Origin of the sequence: Halomonas sp. ND22Bw, from assembly GCF_003011945.1 — a bacterium.
GTDB lineage: Bacteria > Pseudomonadota > Gammaproteobacteria > Pseudomonadales > Halomonadaceae > Halomonas > Halomonas halophila.
The window spans coordinates 1-484 of the sequence record NZ_PXWD01000122.1 but is presented as its reverse complement, the minus strand read 5'-3'; the positions used below and the strand labels follow the sequence as shown (position 1 = coordinate 484).

The window sequence follows — 484 nt, the reverse complement described above, 5'->3', positions numbered from 1 at the left end:
TGATCCCGACATCCGCGACAATGCCGAACTGAAACGCTACGAACTGCCCGTGGAGGGCGATTTGGCCGTCGTCACCTACAATCTCTCGCCGCCCAATCTTATGATCACCGAGACCCTGGTGCCCGAGCGTCTGGAGGGCCGGGGCATCGCCAGCCGCCTTGCCCGCCACGTGCTGGCCGACGCCCGGGCCCGAGACTTGTTGATCCTGCCGGTCTGTCCTTTCTTTTCGGCCTATCTTCAGAAGCACCCGGATCAGGCCGATGTGGTCCACCCGACCTATCGGGGCATTCTGGGCCTATGAACGTAATCGGGTCTTGAATAGCAACGGACCCGTTCCCACATGCGACCTCGGTCGGCGCGAGTGGCGCACGGGTCACGGTCACGCCTTCGTGTGACCTTCCGCCTCTACAAAAGGCGGCAACCCATCGCCATTTGACCGGTTGAGGGGTGAGACGTCGATGCACGAGCGTGATCGACAGCGAAG

At 62.2% G+C, this 484-nt stretch carries 1 protein-coding gene; it reads left to right on the top strand.

What is annotated here, in order from left to right; translation table 11 throughout:
- The coding region (locus tag CVH10_RS17275) for a GNAT family N-acetyltransferase (protein ID WP_106489341.1) at nucleotides 1–301 on the top strand (301 nt) is incomplete at its 5' end.
- Nucleotides 302–484: the final 183 nt, after the last annotated feature.